The sequence below is a fragment of the Cytobacillus spongiae genome, from assembly GCF_021390075.1.
This window is the reverse complement of the sequence record NZ_CP089997.1, coordinates 3,115,554-3,134,046: the sequence shown is the minus strand read 5'-3', so window position 1 is coordinate 3,134,046 and position 18,493 is coordinate 3,115,554. Positions and strand designations below refer to the sequence as shown.

16 protein-coding genes are annotated in these 18,493 nt (G+C 38.0%); all 16 read left to right on the top strand.

The annotated features are described in order from the left end of the window. Positions 1–117: 117 nt before the first annotated feature. The 16 genes from LS684_RS15850 to uvrC all read left to right on the top strand — a co-directional run bounded on the left by LS684_RS15850 (position 118) and on the right by uvrC (position 18,473). Complete coding sequence (locus LS684_RS15850) at positions 118–525, top strand: DUF350 domain-containing protein (protein WP_233807356.1); 408 nt, start codon at positions 118–120, stop codon at positions 523–525. Between the two features lie 947 nt (positions 526–1,472). Continuing rightward, positions 1,473–3,176 carry a long-chain-fatty-acid--CoA ligase gene (locus LS684_RS15845; RefSeq protein ID WP_233807354.1) on the top strand — a complete coding sequence of 568 codons (1,704 nt, stop codon included), beginning with the start codon at positions 1,473–1,475 and terminating at the stop codon, positions 3,174–3,176. A gap of 332 nt (positions 3,177–3,508) precedes the next feature. Continuing rightward, positions 3,509–4,090: a fatty acid metabolism transcriptional regulator FadR gene (gene fadR, locus LS684_RS15840; RefSeq protein ID WP_233807353.1), complete on the top strand. Its 582-nt coding sequence runs from the start codon at positions 3,509–3,511 to the stop codon at positions 4,088–4,090. 42 nt (positions 4,091–4,132) lie between these two features. Further along, a complete protein-coding gene (locus tag LS684_RS15835) occupies positions 4,133–4,906 on the top strand; it encodes an enoyl-CoA hydratase (protein WP_233807352.1) in 774 nt (257 codons plus the stop codon). A 108-nt stretch (positions 4,907–5,014) separates the two neighbouring features. Beyond that, positions 5,015–5,788: an electron transfer flavoprotein subunit beta/FixA family protein gene (locus LS684_RS15830; protein WP_233807351.1), complete on the top strand. Its 774-nt coding sequence runs from the start codon at positions 5,015–5,017 to the stop codon at positions 5,786–5,788. 39 nt (positions 5,789–5,827) lie between these two features. Further along, positions 5,828–6,805 (top strand): electron transfer flavoprotein subunit alpha/FixB family protein, encoded by a 978-nt coding sequence (locus tag LS684_RS15825; RefSeq protein ID WP_233807350.1) that lies wholly within the window; start codon positions 5,828–5,830, stop codon positions 6,803–6,805. Positions 6,806–7,102: 297 nt separating this feature from the next. Continuing rightward, complete coding sequence (gene trxA, locus LS684_RS15820; RefSeq protein ID WP_233807349.1) at positions 7,103–7,417, top strand: thioredoxin; 315 nt, start codon at positions 7,103–7,105, stop codon at positions 7,415–7,417. 162 nt (positions 7,418–7,579) lie between these two features. After that, positions 7,580–8,776, top strand: coding sequence for a hypothetical protein (locus tag LS684_RS15815; RefSeq protein ID WP_233807347.1), 1,197 nt, complete (start codon positions 7,580–7,582; stop codon positions 8,774–8,776). 250 nt (positions 8,777–9,026) lie between these two features. Next, the gene (locus LS684_RS15810) at positions 9,027–9,980 is read left to right on the top strand and encodes an NAD-dependent epimerase/dehydratase family protein (RefSeq protein ID WP_233807345.1); all 954 of its coding nucleotides are present in this window, start codon (positions 9,027–9,029) and stop codon (positions 9,978–9,980) included. Then, on the top strand, positions 9,964–10,923 hold the full coding sequence (locus tag LS684_RS15805) for a lysylphosphatidylglycerol synthase transmembrane domain-containing protein (RefSeq protein ID WP_233807343.1): 960 nt from the start codon (positions 9,964–9,966) through the stop codon (positions 10,921–10,923). The genes LS684_RS15810 and LS684_RS15805 overlap by 17 nt, the downstream gene beginning before the upstream one ends. Further along, positions 10,901–12,361, top strand: coding sequence for an alkaline phosphatase family protein (locus LS684_RS15800; RefSeq protein ID WP_233807341.1), 1,461 nt, complete (start codon positions 10,901–10,903; stop codon positions 12,359–12,361). Before LS684_RS15805 ends, LS684_RS15800 begins: the two co-directional genes overlap by 23 nt. Beyond that, a complete protein-coding gene (locus LS684_RS15795) occupies positions 12,354–13,112 on the top strand; it encodes a glycosyltransferase family 2 protein (protein WP_233807339.1) in 759 nt (252 codons plus the stop codon). Before LS684_RS15800 ends, LS684_RS15795 begins: the two co-directional genes overlap by 8 nt. Positions 13,113–13,409: 297 nt before the next feature. After that, entirely contained in the window at positions 13,410–14,159 is a 750-nt protein-coding gene (locus LS684_RS15790) for a hypothetical protein (RefSeq protein ID WP_233807337.1), read from the top strand. 30 nt (positions 14,160–14,189) lie between these two features. After that, the gene (locus LS684_RS15785) at positions 14,190–15,137 is read left to right on the top strand and encodes an FTR1 family iron permease (RefSeq protein ID WP_233807335.1); all 948 of its coding nucleotides are present in this window, start codon (positions 14,190–14,192) and stop codon (positions 15,135–15,137) included. Positions 15,138–15,244: 107 nt separating this feature from the next. Continuing rightward, positions 15,245–16,699, top strand: a complete 1,455-nt coding sequence (locus LS684_RS15780) for a nucleoporin-interacting protein (protein ID WP_233807333.1) — start codon at positions 15,245–15,247, stop codon at positions 16,697–16,699. A gap of 1 nt (position 16,700) precedes the next feature. Then, entirely contained in the window at positions 16,701–18,473 is a 1,773-nt protein-coding gene (gene uvrC / locus LS684_RS15775; RefSeq protein WP_233807331.1) for an excinuclease ABC subunit UvrC, read from the top strand. The last annotated feature ends 20 nt before the right edge of the window (positions 18,474–18,493 follow it).

Genomic DNA, 18,493 nt, shown 5'->3' with positions numbered 1-18,493 from the left:
TATAAGACTTTTTGTTGTGGTTAAACTAGCTTAAAAGTAGTGAAGATACTCGATTCCATTGGGGAGCTTGAAGGACATGTAATAGAGCTAGAAATAAAAGGGCGAGGGGAATCATAGATGAGCCATTTTTGGGAAAATGAATATGTACATACGGCTGCCTACTGCAGCGTCGTAATTTTATGTATGATTGTTTTTCTAGCGATATTTGAGTTAGTCACTAAATATCGGAACTGGGAGGAAATTAAGAAGGGCAATCTAGCAGTGGCAATGGCAACAGGCGGAAAAATCTTCGGAATAGCGAATATTTTTAGGCATTCCATCATGCAGCATGATACCTTGTTTACTATGATTGGCTGGGGGATTTTTGGTTTCTTTTTATTATTAGTTGGTTATTTTATTTTTGAATTTCTAACTCCAAAATTTAAGATTGACGACGAAATTGAACAAGACAATCGAGCGGTTGGGTTTATTTCAATGATTATTTCGATTGGGTTGTCTTTTGTTATAGGTGCAGGTATTTCATAAGGGAGCGAGTACAGTTGGAGAAGTTAGCGAAGATATTAATTGGGTTATGTGGTGTATTCATAGCTGTTGGTTTTATTTATTTAGTGTTTTTTGCTTAAAATAAAGAACCATAATATTTAACTGGTAGATATAAAGGATCAGGGATTTTATTCTTGGTCCTTTTTTTATTGGACTGGTGGAGTAAGGGTGATTTCCGCTGCAGGCGCTTGCTTTCCGGGGGGCGTTCGCCAAGCCTCCTCGTCCTTCGTCCTGTGGGGTCTTGGCTGAAACGCAAATCCCCCAGGAGTCAAGCACCTTCCGCTCCAATCACCTAGTTTGAATTCCGAAAAAACGTTCAATCCAATTCCTTTTTATGCAAAGCTAAAATACCAGTTCTGTCATCTTTTAATCTAAGTTAAGGACTGGTGGAGTAAGGGGGATTTCCGCTGCAGGCGCTTGCTTTCCGGGGGGCGTTCGCCAAGCCTCCTCGTCCTTCGTCCTGTGGGGTCTTGGCTGAAACGCAAATCCCCCAGGAGTCAAGCACCTTCCGCTCCAATCACCTAGTTTGAATTCCGAAAAAACGTTCAATCCAATTCCTTTTTATGCAAAGCTAAAATACCAGTTCTGTCATCTTTTAATCTAAGTTAAGGACTGGTGGAGTAAGGGGGATTTCCGCTGCAGGCGCTTGCTTTCCGGGGGGGCGTTCGCCAAGCCTCCTCGTCCTTCGTCCTGTGGGGTCTTGGCTGAAACGCAAATCCCCCAGGAGTCAAGCACCTTCCGCTGTAATAATTCAGTTTGGTATTGAAAACTTTAGGGTAAAAGCTACGAAGGCCTATTTGAATGAGAAAAATTCATCTTTTTCTTCCCCAAAGAATTCTAATTGTCATGCTAAGTACATTATACTATAATAAAAAAGAACAATTATAATCTTCTGAAAATTCTTTTATGACGATGGGAGGGATTTTTTTATGGTGGAGCAAAAACCATGGTTACAGCATTATCCAAGTGAAATTCCGGGTATTTTAAACTACAAGGAAGAGCCCCTGCAGCAGTACTTGACCAATGCAGCTGAGGAATTTCCGAATAAAATAGCCATTCATTTTATGGGGAAAGAGATTTCGTACAAAGAACTATTGGATGCTTCCGTAAAGGTAGCTGGGTATTTGCAGGACATTGGGATTGAAAAAGGGGACAGAGTAGCGATTATGCTACCGAATAGTCCCCAATCGGTGATTAGCTACTTTGGGATCTTAATGGCAGGCGGTGTTGTTGTTCAAACCAATCCACTATATATGGAACGTGAACTAGAATATCAAATGAAGGATTCTGGAGCTAAAGCGATCATAACTTTAGATTTGCTTTTCCCACGCGTTTCAAAGGTAAAGAGTCAAACAGAACTTAAACATATTATTGTAACCGCTATCAAGGACTTTTTGCCATTTCCAAAAAACATGGTGTACCCTTTTATTCAGAAAAAACAACATGGAATAGTTGTTAAAGTTAAGCATGAAGGTAATCAGCATCTATTATCAGAAATATTAAAGCAGCCACAACGACCTTTAACAATGCATACATTTGATTATGAAGAAGACCTTGCTCTCCTTCAGTACACAGGTGGAACGACTGGATTTCCAAAGGGTGTGATGCTTTCACATAAAAATCTTGTCGCAAATGCATCGATGTGCCAGGCTTGGCTTTATAAGTGCAAACGAGGAGAAGAGGTAGTTTTAGGATTGCTTCCATTTTTCCATGTGTACGGGATGACGACTGTTATGATATTATCCGTAATGCAAGGGTATAAAATGGTGCTACTACCAAAATTTGATGCTGAAACAACTTTGAAAACGATTCAAAAACAACGTCCTACTCTATTTCCAGGTGCACCGACCATCTATATTGGTCTTCTAAACCACCCTGATTTGAAAAAATACGACTTATCCTCAATTGATTCGTGTATAAGTGGTTCTGCACCACTTCCAGTTGAAGTTCAACAGAAATTTGAGGAGGTAACAGGTGGAAAGCTAGTTGAAGGTTATGGACTAACGGAAACATCTCCTGTTACACATGCAAACTTCCTTTGGGATCGAGAAAGAGTTAAAGGCAGTATTGGAGTTCCATGGCCAAATACAGATGCCGCTATTTTTTCATTAGAAACTGGAGAGGTTCTACCTTCAGGAGAAGTAGGGGAGCTTGCCATTAAGGGCCCACAAGTAATGAAAGGGTATTGGAATCGTCCTGAGGATACCGAACAAACCCTTAGAAATGATTGGTTATTAACGGGAGATCTTGGATATATGGACGATAATGGCTATTTTTATGTAGTTGATAGAAAGAAAGATATGATTATAGCAGGCGGGTTTAATATTTATCCTCGGGAAATAGAAGAAGTATTATACGAGCATCCAGATGTGCAGGAGGCAGTAGCAGCCGGAATCCCTGATCCATATCGAGGAGAAACCGTAAAGGCATACGTAGTGCTAAAAGAAGGGGCAAGGGTTACAGAAGAAGAGTTAAACAGCTATGTACGAAAGCATTTAGCTGCATATAAGGTACCTAGAATTTATGAATTTAGAGAAGAGCTTCCTAAAACAGCCGTTGGAAAAATCTTACGAAGAGCTTTAGTAGATGAAGAGAAGAAAAAGCTCCTGGAAGAAGATGAAAAACACGCGTAAATTTTAGAGCCGACTCTCTCGGCTTTTTATTTTTGACGACAAGCTTCATTGCTTGAATGTAGCACTATACACAAATATAATTTCTATGCTACATGAAAGAAACTATTTGAAATCTTGACAGAATTAGATTGTGGGACTATTATAAAAATATGAATGATGATTCATTCATTTTATCAACTATCTAAAAGAGGATAGTTAGAATCAACAATAGTAATAGAATGTTTTGAACATGCTTAAGAAATAATTTAGAAAAGTATAACAACAGTCTAGGTTTAAAAGTATATTAGAATATAAATTAGCAAGGCTTTTCTTGAAAGGAGGTTAAAAGATAAATGAGAAAGAATAAACCTAAGTATCGGCAAATTATTGATGCAGCCGTTATTGTAATTGCTGAAAATGGTTATCATCAAGCACAGGTTTCGAAGATTGCTAGACAAGCTGGCGTTGCAGATGGAACTATTTACCTATATTTTAAAAACAAAGAAGACATCCTCATTTCTCTCTTTCAAGAAAAGATGGGTTATTTTGTTGAAAAAATTGAAGAAAATATTGCAGGAAAATCTACAGCTGCGGAGAAGTTATTTAAGATGGTAGAAATGCATTTTCAAATGCTATCTGAAGATCATCACTTAGCGATTGTAACTCAGCTAGAGCTGCGCCAATCAAATAAAGAGCTTCGCTTAAAAATAAACGATGTGCTAAGAAGGTATTTAAAGGTAGTCGATCAAATCCTAGTAGAAGGAAAAGATAGCGGTGATTTTTCTTCGATGCTAGATGTTCGGCTAGCTAGGCAAATGATATTTGGAACAATGGATGAAACGGTTACGACCTGGGTAATGAATGAACAAAAATATGATTTGCCTGCATTAGCGAATCCTGTAAGCAAGCTTCTTATTAATGGGTGTAAGGGATAATGTTTGAAAAATCGACTCTACCGAAAGCGAGGAGGGAATGAAATGGAACATTTATCATGGTCCTTTCAGGATAGGATTGCTACAATCAAAATAAACCGTCCACCAGCGAACGCTCTTTCTTCAGGACTACTAAAAGAAATATCAGCAGTTCTAGACGAAGTCGAGCATCATGCTGACATTCGTGTCATATTAATCCATGGTGAAGGACGCTTTTTTTCTGCAGGTGCAGATATTAAGGAATTTACCACGATTGAAAGTGGCACGGAATTCTCAAAGCTTGCTAGCTATGGGCAAGAGTTGTTTGAGCGAATGGAGAATTTCTCCAAGCCAATCATTGCAGCCATTCATGGAGCAGCGCTTGGTGGAGGCTTAGAGCTTGCTATGGCTTGTCATATTCGACTTGTTACAGAAAAGGCGAAATTAGGTTTACCAGAACTGCAACTGGGCTTAGTACCTGGATTTGCCGGCACGCAAAGATTGCCACGATTTGTTGGTTTTGCACGTGCAGCTGAGATGCTTTTCACAAGTGATCCAATTACAGGGGCTGAAGCAGTTCAATATGGACTAGCTAATCGAGCATACTCTGATGAAGAACTACTAGAACAGGCCTATAGCATGGCAAAAAAAATAGCGAAAAAGAGTCCTGTTTCTGTTAAAGCAACTATTGAACTATTAAACTATTCAAAAACAGCAGAATTTCATCAAGGTGTAAAAAAGGAAGCTGAATTATTCGGTGAAGTTTTCGTTTCCGAAGATGGAAAAGAAGGAATCACAGCTTTTATTGAAAAACGTGAGCCTAGTTTTAAGGGAAATTAATTAAGAAGATCACCTTTTAACTGTTTACTCAGAAGAAGGGTTTTCTATAAACTAAATTTTTTCAATCTTTCGAACTGAAGAAATGTTTGAATACTTAGGAGGGAAATCATGAACATCTATGTATTATTGAAAAGAACTTTCGATACGGAAGAGAAGATTACGATTTCAGGTGGAGCAATTAATGAAGATGGGGCTGAATTTATCATTAACCCATACGATGAATATGCCGTTGAAGAGGCGATTCAAGTTCGTGATGAACATGGCGGTGAAGTAACAGTCCTGTCAGTGGGTGGTGAAGAATCAGAGAAGCAATTACGCACAGCGTTAGCAATGGGTGCTGATAAAGCAGTATTAATCAATACAGAAGATGACCTTGATTATGGTGATCAATTTACAACTGCAAAAATTATTGCTGAGTACTTAAAAGATAAAAAAGCAGATTTAATTATCGCTGGTAATGTTGCAATTGATGGTGGTTCTGGTCAAGTAGGTCCACGCGTAGCAGAACTATTAGAAATTCCTTATGTAACGACAATTACGAAGCTTGATATTGACGGAACGAGCGCAACTGTTGTACGTGATGTAGAGGGAGATTCAGAGGTAATTGAAACAACATTACCATTATTAGTAACGGCTCAACAAGGCTTAAATGAACCACGATATCCTTCTTTACCAGGAATTATGAAAGCGAAGAAAAAACCTCTTGAAGAGCTAGAATTAGATGACTTGGATCTTGAAGAAGATGATGTGGAAGCAAAGACAAAAACGATTGAAATCTTCTTACCACCTCAAAAAGAAGCTGGAAGAGTTCTTGAAGGTGAATTAGCTGATCAAGTAAAAGAACTAGTAAATCTTCTTCATTCAGAAGCAAAAGTGGTCTAATACGGGATTCTTAGAATATAACGTAGGAGGTAACGCGAAATGACTAGAAAAGTATTGGTTTTAGGTGAAGTGCGTGATGGTGCATTACGTAATGTATCGTTCGAGGCAATTGGGGCTGCGAAGACGGTTGCTGAAGGTGGCGAAGTAGTAGGTGTACTTATTGGTGAAGCTGTAAGCGCTTTAGGTCAAGAGTTAATTCAATATGGTGCAGATCGGGTAGTAGTTGTAGAGAATGATAAGTTATCCCAATATACATCTGATGGATACTCTCAAGCTCTATTAGCAGTTATTGATTCTGAGAAGCCTGAAGGATTAGTTATGGGGCATACAGCATTAGGGAAGGATTTATCACCTCGACTTGCTGGAAAGCTTCAATCAGGATTAATATCAGATGCAACAACTGTTGAAGTTGCTGGAGGAAATTTAGTATTCACTCGCCCAATCTACTCTGGTAAAGCATTTGAGAAGAAAATTGTAACGGACGGTCTAGTTTTTGCAACGGTTCGTCCAAATAACATTGAAGCTTTAGCGAAGGATGACTCTAGGTCAGGTGAAGTCTCTAGCTTGTCAGTTGATGTGAAGGATCTACGTGCAGTAATTAAAGAAGTTGTTCGTAAAGCGAGTGAAGGTGTAGACTTGTCTGAAGCGAAAGTTGTTATTGCAGGTGGACGCGGTGTCAAGAGCGAAGACGGCTTCCAACCATTAAAAGAGCTTGCAGATGTATTAGGTGGTGCAGTAGGTGCGTCTCGTGGAGCTTGTGATGCTGAATACTGTGACTACTCCTTGCAAATTGGTCAAACGGGTAAAGTAGTAACCCCTGACCTATATATTGCATGCGGGATCTCTGGAGCAATCCAGCACTTAGCGGGGATGTCTAACTCAAAAGTGATTGTTGCTATTAATAAAGACCCAGAGGCAAACATTTTTAAAGTAGCTGATTATGGAATTGTTGGCGACTTATTTGAAGTAGTACCAATGTTAACGGAAGAATTCAAGAAATTAAAGGTTAATGCATAATAACATGCGAGCGGGTTCATATCCCGCTCGTTTCCTTTTTACTTAAGGAAAAGGAGTGAAGCAGTTATTACTTGCTTTCCTCCCTCGTAGAAAGCAAGTACGTAGATGGATCTTGGAGGGACCACTTCTTCGAAGAATAGGATAAGGAAAACAACGCTCAAAAAATACATAAAAAAGCTGTGTATATAAGGATAGGTACAGGGTATATTACGGACGAAACATATTATTAGCATGATAAGATATCCCCATGATATACTGACGTTAGTATTTTAAGAAAATCAATTAGGAGGCTATAAAATGGCTATTTCACATGTAACAGATCAAAATTTCACAACAGAAACAGGTTCGGGTTTAGTACTTGCTGACTTCTGGGCACCATGGTGTGGACCTTGTAAAATGATTGCACCTGTTCTTGAAGAACTTGATTCAGAAATGGGCGATAAAGTAAAAATTGTTAAAATTGATGTGGATGAGAATCAAGAAACAGCTGGTAAATTCGGCATTATGAGTATCCCTACGCTTCTTATCATGAAAGATGGAGAAGTGATTGATAAAGTAGTTGGATTCCAACCTAAAGAAGCATTAGCTGAGCGTTTAAACTCTCACCTATAATATTCAGAAAATCCTGTTCCAAATGGAACGGGATTTTTTTACGTCCAAATGAACTAAAAAATATCATTGACAGTGAGAATCATTATCGAATATAATCACTATTGTGAATGAGTTTCATTATCATAAATATAAAGCTTATATACATATGGGGGTTGACTACTTATGAAAAAGAGAGATTTAAGAAGAATTTTTGCTGGGTTCATGCTAGCTGGAACAGTATTAGTAGGGTGTTCAGCAAACGAAACAAATCAAACAGAAGAACCAAAAGAGCAAACAGAAGAGGCAGAAAAGAAAGAAGAAGTTGTTGAATTTGATATTGAAGCAACTGCTGCTGCTCAGCAAGTAAAGGCATATGCAGATATGAAAGCAGAGCTTGAAAAGATGAAAGAAGACAAAGAGGTTGATTGGGAGCTTGTATCGAAAACTTACTCAGGCTCTTTACAAGCTGCTGTAAATGAATTAGATGGTGAGTTTGATCAAACGATTCAAGCAGCTATTGAAGCTGGTACTTCTGGTGAAATCGACCAAAATATCGCTCGTCAGCTTATTGATAAAACAACTCAATCCTATCTATATCAAAAGCAGAAATCACTTCACAAGGACGTCATTGCTGCATTAGAGGCGGACAATAAAGAAGAAGCAACTGCTGCGTTTGAGCAAATAAAATATATGGCAAATGAAGTATTTATTCCAACTGCAACAAAACGTGATGAATATTATGAATTAACTGGTGAAAAGAGCTTAGTTGAAAATATTAATAGCGGTATTGAAGCCCAAGGTACAGCACTTGAAGCAGGAAACCTTGATGATTTTAAAGTATACATTCAATTAACAGATAAAAGCATTTACCGTAGCTACTACTTAGCATCTAATTCTTATGCTGAGAAAATTGCTGTAGGAGTTGCAGAAGGGAAAACTGAGCTAGAACTTCAGCAAATGCAAGCAGAAGCATTCGGGTTCCTACAAGCGATTAAAGGTTCTCTTTCAGGTGGGGATGAAGCAGCAGCGACTAAGTTAAATGAACTGTTTTCTCTTGATCAAACGAAAGCAGCTGACATTAATGTGGATGAAGTGAATGCATTATTTGTACAAGCACTAGTAGGAAAGATTAAGAGCTATCATGAAAAAGCACCTGCTTCTCTTGATGAAGGAAATGTTACAGATGCACGTATATCTGCATTGGAAGGAAATATGTTCTTAAAAGCAATTGAACTGAAGCTAATTGAGGCAGTCGGAGAAGAAAAAGCGATCGAAACATTTACTACTGCAGAAGCATGGTTAGAAGCAGTCTCTTCTGAGAATGTAGAAGAAGCGAAAAAACACAGTGATGCGGTATTATCCGTAGTAAATGGACTTTAATATGTGAGAAAAGCCGCAGATAATGCGGCTTTTCTATTTATAGTTGGATGTTCAAACATAGATGTAGCTAGTGAAATGAAAGGTAGAACCACATAGGGCAATTGACCAAACATCTTCTAAACCTGCCATTGTTGCAGTTTAGCCTTTTTCTTATATGCTCTAAGTTACCCGTCGCTTTTCATCTTATAGGGTGAGTGGTAAAATGTAACTTGTTTTCTTTTTTCAATTTTAATTTATGGGGGGCTTCAACTTGAAGGTTGTCATTACTGGCGGAGCAGGTTTTATCGGCAGTCATTTAGCAAAGAAATGGATACAGTTAGGACACGACGTGCATCTTGTTGACTGCTTGCATCCTTACTATTCCCCCAAACGTAAAAAACAACATTTAGAAGAATTAACGAAAATCGGTCCTTTTTCTTTCTACCATTTGAACTTACTTGATCAAGTAGAAACAGAGAAGTTAATTATTAAGCTTCAACCGGAGGTAGTTGTCCATTTAGCAGCATTACCTGGAGTAGCCTATTCTATTGAACAACCTCTTAAATATGTAGATTATGATATAAAAGCTACAATTCACGTTTTAGAGGGCAGTAGGAAAGCTAATGTGGAAAAGGTGATTTTTGCTTCTTCATCTTCTGTTTATGGAGAGCTAGGATGTTCAGGTGGTGTTTCGGAGGAAAAAGCAAATGGTAACGTATTATCTCCATACGCTGCTTCGAAATATAGTGCCGAATCATTTTGCCATGTTTATCGAAATCTATATGATATGGATATAAAAATTCTTCGTTTTTTTACCGTTTATGGTCCTTGGGGAAGGCCGGATATGGCAATTGCTCATTTTATTGGGAAACTTTTAAAGGGAGAGAGGCTACCTGTCTTCGGTATAGAAAATTCAAGAGACTATACGTATATTGATGATATCATTGAGGGAATTGATTTGACTGTACATAGTCGAACAAAGCATTTTATTTTTAACATTGGTAATGGCAAACCGAAGTCGATGAGTGAACTCTTAAGTGAATTACGAAAGCACTTTAAAGCTTTAGAGGTAGAGTTAATGAGTCGGCGGGCAGGAGATGTATATGCCACATGGGCAGATATATCTATCGCAGAGCGGGAACTTGGCTATTACCCAAGAGTATCCTTTTCTGAAGGAATTTCTAGAACAGTTGAGTGGGCAAAGAACTATGAAGAATGGACTTAAGCCTGTTCTGTTTTGGAGTGTTCGCATAGGACTCGTAAGTGGATTTCTATATATTATTTGGAATGAATTCCAATGGGAGAGGTTTGTTCAAGCTGGTGCACAAATGCTCCATCATCCTATCCTTTTATGTTTGATATTTGTTGGTTATTTTGTGTCGTTCTATTTAAAAGCATGGGCGTGGAAACTATATTTCAAGGGACAGATCTCAATTTCTACTGCTTTATATGGAATTTTTTATAGCCTCTTGATCAATCATTTGGCTCCAATAAAGGTAGGAGATGTGGTTCGAGCAATGGTCCTTTCTACTAGAGAGCAACAGGTCCATATGGAGAAGTCCTTCCACTCAGTTTTTGTGTTACGTCTTCTTGATATTGCTAGTTTATTGCTGTTAAGTAGCATAGGTGTGTTTATGATTGGAAAGAACCTGACTATTCCAGTAGGTACTTTTCTAACAGTAGGCATACTAGGAGTAATAACTCTTTTAATAGTAATATGGAAATCCCCTCGCTTCATTAAGAGAAATGTCCAGTTTTTATGCGATGCTGTCAAAGGATGGAATGGACTAATGATTGCATCCCTCGTCCTATTAAGCTGGATTCTCGAAGGTGCCGTTTTATTAGGGATGGCTCAAATACTGATGGTAGAAATGGGGATTCTGGAAGGGATTTGGGCGAATAGTATAACGATTATAGGACAATCCTTTCAATTTACCCCTGGAGGGCTTACAACCTATGAAGCAATCATGACCTATGCTTTAAGTATCCTTGATATTTCTACGGAAACTGGACTTATGATTGCCATCTTTAGTCACGGCTTTAAATTTATGTTTGCGTATTTATTAGGGATCATCGTATATATTCTCTATCCATTAAGACTTAACAAACTTAAAGGGTGGGTCCGACTGAAAGGAGTGAAACAAAATGAAAAGCGCATCAAAATTTGAAAAAACGGCTGCTCGCTGCTGGAACTTATTAAATGAAGGAAAGCCATTCACACCTATTTTCGTCTTCGGTGCAATGGTTGTTTTTCACATAGAAGGATTGCTTTCAGGAGATTTCGTTCCGTTTTTACTCAGTTTTTTAATGACTTTGCCTTTGTTTATTATCTATTTTCATTATGATTTTCCATTATTTTTAAGAAATTATTTATGGGTACCTGTAGTTGCCTATTTGTTCATATGGGAAACACCAAGTATTTCCTTACTCCTATGGGGAGTTGGTCTTTATTTTTTCTTTACCGTCTTCTTTTGGGGAACACTATACTACCATTTGAGAATCGGTACGTCTTGGCTGAACTTTACTCGTTTTTGGAAACTAGTATTGAAGAATAGTGATTCTACGAGCGGAAATGCCCAGGAGCAGCTGCCTAAAGTGATTTTGCTATTATCTGTATGGAATGGTATTTATCTTTCATTAGTTGGGGAAGAAGTCTTTTCATTGTTCCAATATTTTATATTCTATGCATGTATCTTTTTATTTACCTTTATTCTTCATCACTTTTTATTCGACTGGAAGCCAGTTCCTTATGATTCTTTCACAAGTAACATTGACCCTAGAAACGATGCTTTAAGTGAGCGTGTGATTGTTTTGGTAATTGATGGTATGAGGAAAGAACGTTTCTATGAAGCGAATACGCCTTTTTTAGATCGATTAAGAGAAGAAGGCACCGAGTATATGAATATGGAAACGGTCTATCCAGCTAGAACGGTCGTCTGTTTTTCATCGATGTTCACAGGTACTTATCCGTTTGAACATGGGATGAAATCCAATATGGTTTGGAAACTTGGATTAAGAGTAGAAAGTATCTTTGATTCTCTAAGAAAGGTCGGGAAGAACGGAAGAATGCTAGGGATCGCTCATTTAGTAGATTCATTTGGAAAAGATGTAGATACGGTTACAGCTGTAATGCATAAGGATCTAGCGGATCGGAATATAATTAATAAAGCGAAACAAATTATGAAAGAGAAAGATCCAGATTTATTTGTTGTTCAGCTAATTGGGACAGATCAAATAGGTCACAGCCGTGGAGTTTTATATGAGGAGTATATTGAAAAAATCCAAGAAGCAGATACTCTCTTAGAAGAGTTTGTATCAGAACTTATTCGAGATGGAAAAATGGAAAATACGACTTTGATTGTTTGTGCGGATCATGGACAAGCAGATGGGATCGGTGGGCATGGGCACTTAGATGAAGGTGAACGGTACGTACCATTCTTTATGACTGGTCCACATATTCAAAAAGGAAAAAAGATTGAGGAGAAACACAGTCTCGTCTCACTTGCACCAACAATCGCTTATTTAATGGGTGCGCCTTATCCGGATCATAGCCGCGGACTAGTTCTAACAGAAGCGTTAACAGAAGCAGGTGATCAACATGGATAAGAAAAAGGTGGTTGTTTTTTTACCAGCATACAATGAGGAAGAGGTCATTAGTGAAGTGATCCAAGCTGTGCCTCGATCTTTTCATCCTGATATTGCAGTACAAGTCATTGTCATTGATGATGGATCAACTGATCGTACCGTTGAAGTTTCAAAAGCTGCTGGTGCTGATCTAATTGTTTCAATGGGGGAAAACCAAGGGTTAGGGGCAGCAGTCCGTCAAGGGATGAAAAGCTGTTATGAACTTGGAGCAGATGTAGGAGTGATGATCGATGCAGATGGAGAATATCCACCAGATCAAATTCCAGATATCGTCTGGCCCATTTTAAGAAATGAAGTCGATTACACAATGGGTTCTCGTTTTCTAGGGACGATTAAAGGGATGAAGCTTCATCGGAGATTAGGAAATTATTGCTTTACGCTTTTACAGGCAATTCTCCTAAGAAAGTGGATCTATGATGGCCAATCAGGCATGCGTGCATTTAGCCGCCCAGCATTACAACATGGCGAAATTATTCATGATTATAACTATGCTCAAGTCTTGACACTAAATCTTGTTCGAAAAGGGTTTCGAGTAAAGGAAATCCCTATTCAATATCGAGTTCGAACGACAGGTGAATCATTTATTAAATTTCGAGCGTATATGACCTCTGTCTTACCAGCAATTTGGAAAGAAATGAGTAGACCAGTCAATAGAGTAGCTGTTCCTGAACAAGAGGAATTTATTAAAATCGAGAAAAGAGTAAATACGTAATGGTGTGGATGTAGTTGAATCCCTTTCAGATTGTCGACCAAAAGGACTGAGAGCAGCAAGTTCTCGGTCCTTTTTCTGTGGAAAAAAGGATAGTATCCATAATTCCTCCGTGTATTGTTAGTTGCCAAAATCTTCTGATTTGACTATGTAATGTGTATCCAAAAAAGAAATCTTAAGTCACTCCATGTCCAAAAAAAAAATCTATAAGCATTAAAAGTGACAAACCACCGAAAATAGCAGATTTCTCGTTGACAACAACATTGATAATTATTATCATTATCAATGTGGAGGTCGAATATGAAAAAACTAATCTTAATTCTTACAGCGATTACATTCATCTTAAATTTACTACCAATAAATACATTTGCTTATTCGTATGGTGATCCTGGCGAAGAAGCAATGGCTGAAGCATATAAAGAACTGACCAACTATCTAAATGATGGAGATTGGGAAAGTGCAAATAAAATTTATGAAACATACCAAAAAGATTTTGATCTTTATTTTACAAAAGTAAAACCGGATATTGAACGAGGACTAAAAGATCAAAACAAGGAATTAGTCTTACAAAGCTATGAGGCAGCCTTACGATTAAACATCGAACGTCGCCTCCATTTCGCAGAAGATAGCTTCGATGATTACGGGCAAGCAAAGCTACTCTTAGCAAAAGCAAGAGGGACATTTACCGTCCTGGAACCGCTCATGGTGGAGAAGAAAGACCAAGGAGCAGTAGACCAAATCTATCTTGCATTTGACAATGCATTAGTTGCACTTGGAAATCCTGGTTTGTTCGGAATAGGTAGTCAAGAAAATGATCCGGAAAAGTTTACGGAAGATGTAAACTACATAATTAATGAGCTACAACCTCTCTTTCCGCTTCCTTCAGAAATAGATGACGAAGAAAGCCACTTAACAGAAGAGAATTTAGAGATTGGATTTGGCAGTGACGAAATCGGTTCATCTACCTTTTGGTTATGGTTTACGATTGGTTTAGTTGCGCTGCTAGCCTTATTAATTGTCATTAACAAACTAAAGAAAAATAAGCAATAGGTAGGACATCGGCTAAGGGGGATGCTGTATATGGATTTTCAAGCATTTTTAATCACATTACGGGAGGCATTAGAAGCCATTTTAATCGTCGGCTTAATCCTGTCATATTTAACTCGATTAAATGCAGATAAATATAAGAAATGGGTATATGTAGGAGTTATATTAGCGCTTGCAACGAGCTTTGTCGTAGCGCTTATATTCCAAGTTATATTTACCGGCTTTGCTTCATTTGGTTCTGAGGTTTACTTAAAGACAGGAATCATGTTTGCTTCCGTTTTTCTCCTTACTCATATGGTGTTATGGATGAAGAAGCAATCTAAAGATATAAATGGAGACATGCAAAAGAAAATTAACGCAGCCATTACAGCTGGTAGCATTTCTGCTATGATTTTACATTCTTACTTAATAGTTGTACGAGAAGGTGTTGAGACAGTCTTTTTCTTTGCAGCGATTAGTAGTGGAGATGTAACGAAGGTGTTTCAAAGCTTCGGAGCACTTAGCGGGCTATTGCTGGCATTAGTCATTGGATACTTGTTCTTTACGGGTACAATGAAAATTTCCTTGAAAGCCTTCTTTAATGTTACGGGAATATTGATTATGTTTATTGCTGCTGGATTACTAGTTCAAGGAATCGGAGTTCTCCAGGATCTTGGTAAGCTTGGATCGTTATACACGACTGCTGAAGGAAAGCCCGCAGAAGTGTACAACATTGTTCATATTATGCCAGAACATTATCAGGATGAAGCACACTACCAACGTGATACTGGCAATGATGTGATGATCAGTGGACAAATTGGCTTGTTTATGGCAGCAATGTTCGGATACAGTCATAATCCTTCTATGGAACAAATATTGGCCTATATCGGATATTTTGCTCTTGTATTTATATGGATGAGACTCATTCAGTCCGGAAAGATCTTTAGACAAAAAGAAGATAAACTTCCAGCGTTTTCAAAAAAAACGCCTGTAAATAATTAATATAAAAGAAAAGACTCGCGAAAATGCGAGTCTTTTCTTTTGCATGGGAAGCGGAATTGATAGAATAGAAATACGTACCATATTGAATGAAAACATGAGGCTTTTTTATGAACAATAACACATTTAATTTTCGAAAATATGTGCCTGTCTTTAGTATCATGCTAGCCATATTTCTCATTTATAGCCGTTTTTCGAGCTTATATCCTTTTGCAGCCACTTGGGATCAAGTGGATTTTGTTTTAGCAGTTAGGGATTTTGATGTGCTAAATATGCAGCCACATTTCCCAGGTTATCCATTCTTTATTCTTGGTGGCAGAATGATAGGGGCAGGATTATATGACGGACCAAAGGCACTTTCTTTCTTCAATCAGCTATTGATCTTATCAAGTTGTATTCCGATTTTCCTACTTGCAAGAAAATGGTTGTCACCCTTAAGTAGTTTAATGACCGTTTTCGTTGTTCAATCGCTGAGCTACCCAGCTGTTATAGGGTTGCAGCCGATGTCAGAGGGTGCTGCTGTAGCAATTGTCTTCTGGTATTTATGGAGCATTAATCTTGCAATAGAAAAGCAGAGGTTAATTTTTGATATACTACCATTAGTGTTCTTTAGCTTCTTACTTGGGATTCGTCTATCCTACATTTCCTATGGTGTAGGTTTGTTGTATCTTCTTTATCGGATTTGGAAGCGAAATGAACCATATCGGAGGATTCAGCTATTTATTCTTGTTCTGTTTGCAGCCCTATTGCAGTTTTTGTGGATTGGAGCTATTGCAGTAAATGTTGGGGGCTTTTCAACATTATGGAGCATAGCATTTGGATTTTCTGAAGGTCATTTTTCTGATTGGGGAGGAACGGCAGAAGCAGAAGGGTTTATTTTACGTATAGGAAAGCTTATCTTCTTCAATATCATTTGGGTTGGGATTCTGTCTGAAAGCATATGGCTATTGATAGCTTTTCTTGGTTTAATTGCTTCTATTTGCTGGAAGAGTTCTGAGAAGCTAGAATCACTTAGCTTTTATCGATTTTTAGTGGTTTGTACAGGTTGTTATTTTATATGGGCACTTTTTGCTCAGAATATCGATAAGCCACGACATATCCTGCCGATTGCCTTATGGGTCATTTTTTTACTAGTTATAAAGGCATTGCAAAAAAAGAGCAGAGTAATTTCCTTGATGGTTATCGTCTGGATTGTTGGTCATACATTCATTGGTTATCATCTACAAAAGCTACAGGCAAGTGAGCAGCCTGCTGTTTATCAGCTTGCAGAATACGTATCAAGTTTAGAGAAGGATTGGGTTTTATTTACTTGGGAAGAAACACGCTCTCTTTCATATTTGAATGTACCAATAAAACATAAACGGGTTTTTGATTATCAGCTGTTTCTAAGTGACATTCTTCTGAACAAAAATCAAAGAATTTTAATTACCAATCATGTTTTGGAAGGGTTCAAACAACAGGGAATAAAAATTGAAGGAAAAGTGAAAGAACTCCAAACCTTTTCTTCTAACCCGCTTTTTGACCCAATTTATTCAAACATTGTTTTATATGAATGGGTGGAATGAAATGAACGATAATATACGAAATAAATTAACACTACTGCCAGATCAGCCTGGCTGTTATTTAATGAAGGATCGCCAAGGTACGGTCATCTATGTTGGAAAAGCGAAAATATTAAAGAATCGTGTACGTTCTTATTTCACAGGATCACATGATGGGAAAACGCAACGATTAGTTAGTGAAATTGAGGATTTTGAATATATCATGACCTCATCAGATATTGAGGCTCTTATATTAGAGATGAATTTAATCAAGAAATATGACCCTAAATATAATGTCATGCTAAAGGACGACAAAAGCTATCCTTTTATTAAATTAACAGCGGAACGTCACCCTCGGTTAATTACTACGCGTAAAGTAAAAAGGGATAAAGGGAAATATTTTGGTCCATACCCAAATGTTCAAGCTGCAAATGAAACGAAGAAACTGCTTGATCGTATATATCCCCTTCGAAAATGCTCAACTCTGCCCGATCGAGTTTGTTTATATTATCATCTGGGACAGTGTCTCGCTCCTTGTATTCAAGAGGTTTCTGATGCCCAATATAAAGAACTTACAGACGAGATTACCAGATTTTTAAACGGTGGCTATAAAGAAATCAAAAACGATCTGACGGGAAAAATGATGTCAGCTGCAGAACAGCTAGACTTTGAAAGAGCGAAGGAATATAGAGACCAAATTGCTCATATCGAAGCGACGATGGAAAAGCAAAAAATGAATATGGCTGATTTCATTGATCGAGATGTTTTTGGGTATTCGGTTGATAAAGGGTGGATGTGTGTCCAAGTATTCTTTGTTCGACAAGGTAAGCTAATTGAACGAGAAGTGTCTATGTTTCCCATCTATCAGGAACCTGAAGAAGAAATTCTAACGTTTTTAGGACAGTTTTATACAAAAGCGAATCATTTTAAGCCAAAAGAAATTTTGGCTCCAGATTCTATTGATACAGACTTAGCTGAAGAGCTGCTGCAAGTGAAGGTGTTAAAGCCTCAGCGAGGACAAAAAAAAGAGCTTGTAAAGCTGGCTTACAAAAATGCAAAAGTGGCACTTCAAGAAAAATTTTCACTTATTGAGCGAGACGAAGACCGAACAATTAAAGCAGTGGAGCAGCTTGGTAGTCAACTAGGAATATACACCCCCCATCGGATTGAAGCTTTTGATAACTCTAATATCCAAGGAACTAATCCAGTTTCTGCTATGGTTGTATTTATTGATGGTAAGGCAAATAAGAAGGAATACCGAAAATATAAAATTAAATCTGTTCAAGGACCTGATGATTATGAATCGATGAGAGAGGTTGTTCGAAGAAGGTATACCAGAGTGCTCAAGGAAGAGTTAGCACTTCCAGATTTAATCATTATCGATGGTGGAAAGGGACATGTGGAAGCTGTTAGAGATGTGATTGAGAATGAGCTTGGGTTAAATATTCCTATTTCAGGACTTGTCAAAGATGATAAGCATCGCACTTCACAACTATTGTTTGGCGATCCACTACAAATTGTGTCACTCGGAAGGAATAGCCAAGAGTTTTATTTATTACAGCGAATTCAGGATGAAGTGCATCGCTTTGCTATCACATTCCATCGTCAACTTAGAGGAAAAAATGCCTTTCAATCTGTTCTAGATGATATCGAAGGAATTGGAGAGAAACGAAAGAAGCTGTTATTAAAATCATTTGGTTCAATTAAAAAAATGAAGGAAGCAAGCTTAACTGATTTTACAGGGTTAGGAATCCCTATGAGAGCAGCTGAAGAGCTTATGAGAAAATTGCAACAATAGCATTGTCATGGTTATTGTGC

Coding starts and splice junctions, on each gene's coding strand:
- LS684_RS15850 (WP_233807356.1), top strand. CDS start 118: ATGAGCCATTTTTGGGAAAATGAATATGTACATACGGCTGCCTACTGC.
- LS684_RS15845 (WP_233807354.1), top strand. CDS start 1,473: ATGGTGGAGCAAAAACCATGGTTACAGCATTATCCAAGTGAAATTCCG.
- fadR (WP_233807353.1), top strand. CDS start 3,509: ATGAGAAAGAATAAACCTAAGTATCGGCAAATTATTGATGCAGCCGTT.
- LS684_RS15835 (WP_233807352.1), top strand. CDS start 4,133: ATGGAACATTTATCATGGTCCTTTCAGGATAGGATTGCTACAATCAAA.
- LS684_RS15830 (WP_233807351.1), top strand. CDS start 5,015: ATGAACATCTATGTATTATTGAAAAGAACTTTCGATACGGAAGAGAAG.
- LS684_RS15825 (WP_233807350.1), top strand. CDS start 5,828: ATGACTAGAAAAGTATTGGTTTTAGGTGAAGTGCGTGATGGTGCATTA.
- trxA (WP_233807349.1), top strand. CDS start 7,103: ATGGCTATTTCACATGTAACAGATCAAAATTTCACAACAGAAACAGGT.
- LS684_RS15815 (WP_233807347.1), top strand. CDS start 7,580: ATGAAAAAGAGAGATTTAAGAAGAATTTTTGCTGGGTTCATGCTAGCT.
- LS684_RS15805 (WP_233807343.1), top strand. CDS start 9,964: ATGAAGAATGGACTTAAGCCTGTTCTGTTTTGGAGTGTTCGCATAGGA.
- LS684_RS15800 (WP_233807341.1), top strand. CDS start 10,901: ATGAAAAGCGCATCAAAATTTGAAAAAACGGCTGCTCGCTGCTGGAAC.
- LS684_RS15795 (WP_233807339.1), top strand. CDS start 12,354: ATGGATAAGAAAAAGGTGGTTGTTTTTTTACCAGCATACAATGAGGAA.
- LS684_RS15790 (WP_233807337.1), top strand. CDS start 13,410: ATGAAAAAACTAATCTTAATTCTTACAGCGATTACATTCATCTTAAAT.
- LS684_RS15785 (WP_233807335.1), top strand. CDS start 14,190: ATGGATTTTCAAGCATTTTTAATCACATTACGGGAGGCATTAGAAGCC.
- LS684_RS15780 (WP_233807333.1), top strand. CDS start 15,245: ATGAACAATAACACATTTAATTTTCGAAAATATGTGCCTGTCTTTAGT.
- uvrC (WP_233807331.1), top strand. CDS start 16,701: ATGAACGATAATATACGAAATAAATTAACACTACTGCCAGATCAGCCT.